The sequence below is a fragment of the Lachnotalea glycerini genome, assembly GCF_003201285.1.
Taxonomy (GTDB): domain Bacteria; phylum Bacillota; class Clostridia; order Lachnospirales; family Lachnospiraceae; genus Lachnotalea; species Lachnotalea glycerini.
Window position 1 is genome coordinate 102,511 of the sequence record NZ_QICS01000009.1, and the last position, 7,140, is coordinate 109,650.

Below are 7,140 nucleotides of genomic sequence, written 5' to 3' on the forward strand. Positions count from 1 at the left end.
ACTTGTTTCAAAGACCTTTATTCCTGTTCTTTTATTTTAGCAATAGCTTTGGCAAGCTCTTTTTTCCTTCCAATGTTGCCCTGACGTGATATCATAATGCGCTGTGCCTGTGGGGAGCCTGCACCATGCATAGATTCTGTCCGATAACCTACTGCTGCAGTTCCAAGTGTCAAATTTTCAATCAAACGCAAAATTCTAAGGCGGTTCTCTGTAGACACTCCGTCAATTCCTTTTAAATACTTCTTCACATAGCCGCCAATCTCAGGATCGTTTAAATCCTTTTCTGAAGGAGCTGTTACCATAAGACCTCCGGCAATGTCCTCTGCCAGACGGGCAATCTCATATGGAAATCTGGTAACATTTTGTTTACATACATTGGCAAGTAGAAGATCAATGATATAGTTTCCTGATTCTGTCGGTGTTCCTTCGGCTGAACAGGCAATGCCACAGCAATATAATGTTTCATTTAAATGAGTCATTTCGATTAATTTATCTTTAATGTGAGAAACCTTTGGAACTCCATTATATTCTGCTGCCAATGCGGCTGCACCAATTAAAACATCTCCCACACCTACCTTACATCCGCCATAGGACTGTCTATGGTATCCTGCGAAACGCTCAACCAGCATTCCTGCAAACTCAAACTCTCCATTCATAAAGATGCGGTCATTGGGAACAAATACATCATCAAATACCACAAGCGCTTCCACTCCACCAAATTCACTGTTTCCAACATCCATCTGAGAGCCTTCCAGCTTCCTTGTATCACAGGACTGTCTTCCGATAATCATTGTAATTCCTTTTGCATCGGTGGGAACTGCAAAGGATACTGCAAAGTCTTTGTCATCCGGTCCCATAGCAACGGTAGGCATAACAATCACTTCCTGAGAATTGATGATTCCAGTCTGATGAGCCTTTGCTCCTCTTACTACGATTCCATCGTCACGACGTTCTACTATCCTTAAATACAGATCCAGATCAGATTGTGCATGGGGTGCCAATCCTCTGTCACCCTTTGGATCTGTCATAGCTCCATCCACGGTTAAATCCTTATCTTGAACCATGCTAAGATATTTTTTAAAATTATCATGATAATGAGTCCCATACTTTTGATCAATCTCGTAAGTTGTTGACCACTCTGCGTTAAAAGCATCCATTCCCACACAGCGTTGGAAACAAGAAGCAGTTTTCTGACCACACAGTCTCTGCATTTTAACCTTTTTAATCAGATCATCGGTGCTTTTGTGAATGTTAGTAAACCGGTTGATTTTACGCCCATCATCCAAAGTTACTGTCATTAAATCCTCATATTCTGGCATCTGTGCCAAATCGTATGTTGCTTTTACTGAATTAAGGGATGGTCTTAAAATTGGATGATCGATTGGGTTTTCAATCTTTTCTCCAAACATATAAATATTCAGCTTCATATTACGCATGCTTTCTACAAATTCTTCCCCTGTCATTAATGCCATGATTTCCTCTCCTTTTGCTTGCTCCAAATCAGTTTCTTTGATTTGGAATACAAGCATCTATTCATATTAATATAGTTCCTGATAAATTTTTAAAACCCTCTTCTCATTTAACGGTACAAAATTATTTGCCATGAGTCTGCTTTGCTGTTCCATAACACTCTTTGTGAAAATCTGTAAATCCTCCGGCTTAACACCGTATTCATGAAGTGGTTTTTTGGGAATAATTGTACTTAACAGTTCATCCAGTTTGTCATAAACCACATGGATATCACAGCCTAGCAATCTGGATAATATCTGGTTCAAGACGGCAATCTCACCATCCTGACGAATCTCCATATAATTTTTCAGTACACCGGTAAACATCGCATAATTGCTTTCTCCATGAGCCACATGGTAGGTTCCTCCCAAAGGATAGCTGGTGGCATGGACTGCCGCGCAGCCTGCGGTTCCAAATGCGATTCCTGCATAATTGCTGGCAATTAAAAAGTCTTTCATCAGTGGTAACCTTGCTTCTTTTCCATCGGCAGCAATGACCTGATACCCTTTTAGAATCATTTCAATTGCCTGATATCCAAACAGCTTTGTATAAGACGTTGCCTTAGGAGAAAGACTTGATTCTACTGCATGAACCAGTGCATCAATGGAACTGGTTGCAAATACTGAAAATGGAAGTCCTGTCAAAAGTTCAGGTACCAGTACGGCATGGTCTGCATACATATGTGGAGATACAAGTCCCACCTTTGTACCAAGCCTGGTTCTGTTGATAATAGATATATTTGTTACCTCGCTTCCAGTCCCGCAGGTCGTTGGCAGAATGACCAGTTGATACTTCTTTTTTATATTCTTTGGATTGGCATAAAGAGAATCCAGAGACTCTCCTGCCGATACTGCCAGCACTTTTGCAATATCAATGACGGTACCTCCGCCAATTGCAATGATTCTTTTACAGTTCATTTTATCTGCTTTTTTTATAATGGCATCCACCATGATATCCGTGGGTTCTCCAGCACCGTATTCCTCTTGAAATATGGTAGAAATATTCAGACCCAAATGACCGAAATATGGCTGATATATGTATTCATTCGTCAACACTAAGTCCTGACTTCCCAGATTAAATTCTTTTGCAAATTCTGAACAAGTATTAAAATATGAAATCTGAGACTTTAAGATAATTTCATTCATGCCATATCCTCCTAAGCAAATATTTCTTCATCTGATGGCTGCTTCCAATCTTTCTTAACAAATGCAATCCGGCTTTTGTTCATCAGATGGGTGTAGAACAAGTTTTCACTGATTGCGTTGTTGCCCCAGCTGCCACATCCAAGGGTTGTGGTAGGATTTAGAGAATTTGCAAAGGCTCCTCCTGCCATACTTGAACTGGTCTGGTTGACTACCACACGGCTTACCGGTAATTTCACTCCTGCATATTCAATATGCTCCTGATTATCTGACTGGATATCTGCCGTGTGTCCTTCCCCTTCATAAATAAGATTTTCATATGCAATCTGTACAGCATCCTCCCATGTCTTATAGCTGTATGCAGCCATAATTGGGCACATCTTTTCCTTACTCCATACCACACTTGCACCGTGCATTTCAGGTTTTACTACCAAAACCTTTGTATTTTCAGGAACAGTGATCTCAGCCAGTTTTGCTATCGTCTGCACTGACTGTCCGACTACCTTTTTGTTAATCACACCGTTTGGAAATACCACTTCTGCCAGCTTGTTAAGCACGGTCTGGTCGTCTACATAATAAGCACCCTGAGAAATAAATTCTTTTATTACAGTGTCGTAATCTTTTTGAGGAGCTATGATACTCTGGGTACCGGAACAGATAATCCCATTATCAAAGATACGGCTGGCTATCATACGTCCTGCTGCCGCCTTATAATCTATCCCCTCATCTATCAGTCCCTGAACATTTCCAGGACCTACACCATAGCTTGGTTTTCCGCTGGAATAAGCTGATTTTACAACTCCCATTCCACCAGTAGCAATTACCGCATCGCAAGCGGCCATCAGCTCATTGGTCAATTCAATACTGGGTTCTTCAACTACCAGAAAAATATCTCTTGGCACCCCCATGCGGTCTAATTCCTTATAATATAAATCCGCTACCGCTATGGCACATTTTTTACTGCGGGGATGGGGCGCAATAATAATACTGTTCTGACATTTTACTGCATACATGGCATTGCACATTGGTGTTACAATCGGATTGGTACAAGGTGTTGCTGCTGCAATCACTCCCATTGGCTTAGCCACCTCAATTAACCCTGCTTTTTCGTCTCTTCCAATGATACCTATAGATTTCTTTCCTTTTAAGGCATTCCAAATAATTCTGGATTTTGCTTTGTTCTTTGCAACCTTGTCTTCATAAACACCCATTCTGCTTTCTTCCACCGCCAGCTTTGCCAATGACTCTGCATGTTCGGAAATCACCTTTCCAAACATCTTTACAATTTCATCTGTTTTTTTCTGGTCATAGGTACATAAAACCTGCTGTGCTTTTCTAGAACGTTCTACCAAAGATTGAATAATATTACTCATTTTGACTCCTCCTTATTAGTTATTTTTTTAACATTGTTTCCTATAATTATTCTAACGCTTTTGTGATTTGAAGAGAAATACTAATAACTTATTATAAACAATATGATTTTTTTATGGTATTTTATTGCACTTTAACGAATCATAGTGGACAAATATCATGATATGCGTTTCAAAATGACGAATATTCTGTTTTTTATTTTGTTATTTGCTTAACAATTAAAAGTTAAAAATTTTAATGCCAGTTTAGGCTATTTTATAACATTTTGCACTTTTTGTATAGAAATAAGTTAGAATATTTAATTAATATTGTGTAAATATTGCTCATTTTTTAATATAATGCAAAAAATGAGTGATGATTTTACAAATCATCACTCAACTAATCGTCAACTTTTTAATTCTCTTTCGTGCGTTTGGCCTGCATTATATGTCCATCTATTGTTTGCAATACTTTATTACCTAATTCTTTTCCCGATCACCACAAATCTTCCATCTTCTACCTGATAGGAACAGCAGGACAGGGTTATGAACTCATCTCCATACTCTGCACTCACCCCTGTATCATACAAGGACATACTCTTTATGTTTTTGTAAAAATTTTCAAACTCTTCTCGTGTGTCGGCCTGAAAAAACTTATAATATTTGAATACTTCATCCGTATTCATATATACTTGCGAATAAAATATTGATATTACTTCATATTCTCTCTTCTCATAGAGGCTGTCAAACTGAATGAGGTTATGCTTCCTCCCATACGTTTCATCCTCATAGAATTTCAGGTTACCAAACATCATTCCTGACTTCATGGTATGCCCATGAATAATGAGATTCGTAGAGGGTTTACTACCATTTGCGTAGGTATAAAGAGATGTCCCACTACCAACGTTTGAATCGGTATCCATTATCAGGCAGCCGTTTTGATTCTCTTCTCCATAGAAATCATAATTCAAGTAATAATTTTCATCCTCTGGTGTCTGCATGACTGGATAATCAATTATCGTATCTTCTATCTTGAGCCAACCGACCATATCTTTATTTTGTTCATAAAGTGACTGGTACTCCGGCAATATCTCTGGCGCAAGTTTCAATCCTCTTTTATTCCAATCAGTAGTAACCAACACATTCGTTACGCCAGCAGTTGTAAGTTCAAATTCTTTTGCAGCAGAAACTTTCGCTTGCATCAATAAATTTTGCTGATCTGCCAATCTTCTATCCTCCGTTGCCTGCTTTGTCAGCACTCCAACCATTGCTATTATACTTATCACAAATATGCACATAAAGATTCGTTGTAGTATCACCCTTTTGCTGCTTCCTATACCTGACAAGGGCATAAAATCGAAATGATATCCCATCTCACGCTTTGCTCTATAAACCTCCTTTAAAATCCTCGTAAGATTCATCTATACAACCTCTTTTTCTATTTTAAAAGTTTACGTTTTTTTCCAAGATAGATACACGCTGTCCCACTTATCATAATAATCATAAATAGCCATGTAAATGAACTTTCTCCTGTTTTAGGTACATCATCTTTGGTTGAAGTGGTATCAGTTGAACTTGCAGCTTCTGTACTGGTATCTGTAGTGTTGCTGTCCGTCGTACTGCTGTCCGTCGTACTTGCCGCTTTAATTATAAATGTAGTTGAAGCGGATTTTTCACTATACTGAAAACTTAATGTATGCGTTCCTGTGCTTAAACTATTAAGGTAATCTGCATGTAATGTCAGAATCGTACTTCCAGATTTTAAAGTATAATGAGAGGGATCCACTAAATTGCCATCTACGTAAATGCCTGTCAGATCAGACAGTGCCCCTGAGCAGGTAATGGTAAGAGTTCCATCACTGTCAACTTGATGTGTACCATTTGCTCCTGCTGTGATTATATAAGTCTCTGTCTGCTCTGATGTATCTAGCACTGTAACGATACTAGATCCATTACTTACAACACCATTTATACTCTGCCCAACATAATGTGCATCTCCAGCCGTCAATCCACTAAAACAATACGTTCCATCTCCATTTGCAGTTGGACTTGAGGATACTGCATCACCTGCTAAATTATATAACGTTATGGTTGCACCAGGATACACATTACTCACATCCACATAGCCGATTCCCGCTGTGGCAATAGGTGTTCTCAATATTGAATTTTCAAATGTTGAATTTACACTTTCTAATCCGCCTACTGTCTGTGTCACATAGTACTGCGTGATGTTTGGTTCAACATTTTCAAAGGTATACGTTGCATCTGTTACATTCGTCACTGTCGCAAGAGCAGTGCCTCCCGTTGTAAAATAGAGTTTTAGATTAGCTCCTGAGGTGAAATTGCTTACTTCTATACTCTCTAGTCCTGCTGTCACTGTCGGCGCTGATGGGGCCGATTGGGCTAGCACTGTAACGGTACTAGATCCAGCACTTACAACACCATTCATACTCTGACCAACATAATATGTATTTCCAGCCGTCAGTCCACTAAAACGATACGTTTCATTTCCATTTGCAGTTGGGCTTGAGGATACTGTATCACCTGATAAAGTATATAACGTTATGGTTGCACCAGAATACACATTACTTACATCCACATAGCCAATCCCTGCTGTGGCAACTGGCGTTTTCATTATTGAATTCACAAATGTTGAATTTACACTTTCTAATCCATCCACTGTCTGTGTCACATAGTACTGCGTGATGTTTGGTTCAACATTTTCAAAGGTATACGTTGCATCTGTTACATTTGCCGCTGTCGCAAGAGCAGTACCTCCCGTTGTGAAATAGAGTTTGAGATTAGCTCCTGAGGTGAAATTGCTTACTTCTATACTCTCTAGTCCTGCTGTCACTGTCGGTGCTGATGGGGCTGATGGGGCTAGCACTGTAACGCTGCTAGATCCAGCACTTATAACACCATTCATACTCTGACCAACATAATATGTATTTCCAGCCGTCAGTCCACTAAAACGATACGTTTCATTTCCATTTGCAGTTGGGCTTGAGGATACTGTATCACCTGATAAAGTATATAACGTTATGGTTGCACCAGAATACACATTACTTGCATCCACATAGCCAATCCCTGCTGTGGCAACTGGCGTTTTCATTATTGAATTCACAAATGTTGAATTTAAA

5 protein-coding genes are annotated in these 7,140 nt (G+C 39.3%); all 5 read right to left on the reverse strand.

Going from position 1 to position 7,140, the window contains the following annotated elements; genetic code table 11:
* Positions 1–17: 17 nt before the first annotated feature.
* The gene (locus tag C8E03_RS15630; protein WP_094376065.1) at positions 18–1,472 is read right to left on the reverse strand and encodes a 4-hydroxyphenylacetate 3-hydroxylase family protein; all 1,455 of its coding nucleotides are present in this window, start codon (positions 1,470–1,472) and stop codon (positions 18–20) included.
* A 66-nt stretch (positions 1,473–1,538) separates the two neighbouring features.
* Complete coding sequence (locus C8E03_RS15635; RefSeq protein ID WP_094376064.1) at positions 1,539–2,654, reverse strand: 4-hydroxybutyrate dehydrogenase; 1,116 nt, start codon at positions 2,652–2,654, stop codon at positions 1,539–1,541.
* Between the two features lie 11 nt (positions 2,655–2,665).
* Complete coding sequence (locus C8E03_RS15640) at positions 2,666–4,024, reverse strand: aldehyde dehydrogenase family protein (RefSeq protein ID WP_110291522.1); 1,359 nt, start codon at positions 4,022–4,024, stop codon at positions 2,666–2,668.
* A gap of 452 nt (positions 4,025–4,476) precedes the next feature.
* The gene (locus C8E03_RS15645) at positions 4,477–5,421 is read right to left on the reverse strand and encodes a class B sortase (RefSeq protein ID WP_242993589.1); all 945 of its coding nucleotides are present in this window, start codon (positions 5,419–5,421) and stop codon (positions 4,477–4,479) included.
* A gap of 17 nt (positions 5,422–5,438) precedes the next feature.
* On the reverse strand, positions 5,439–7,140 hold a 1,702-nt coding region (locus C8E03_RS15650; RefSeq protein WP_207657811.1), incomplete at its 5' end, for an LPXTG cell wall anchor domain-containing protein.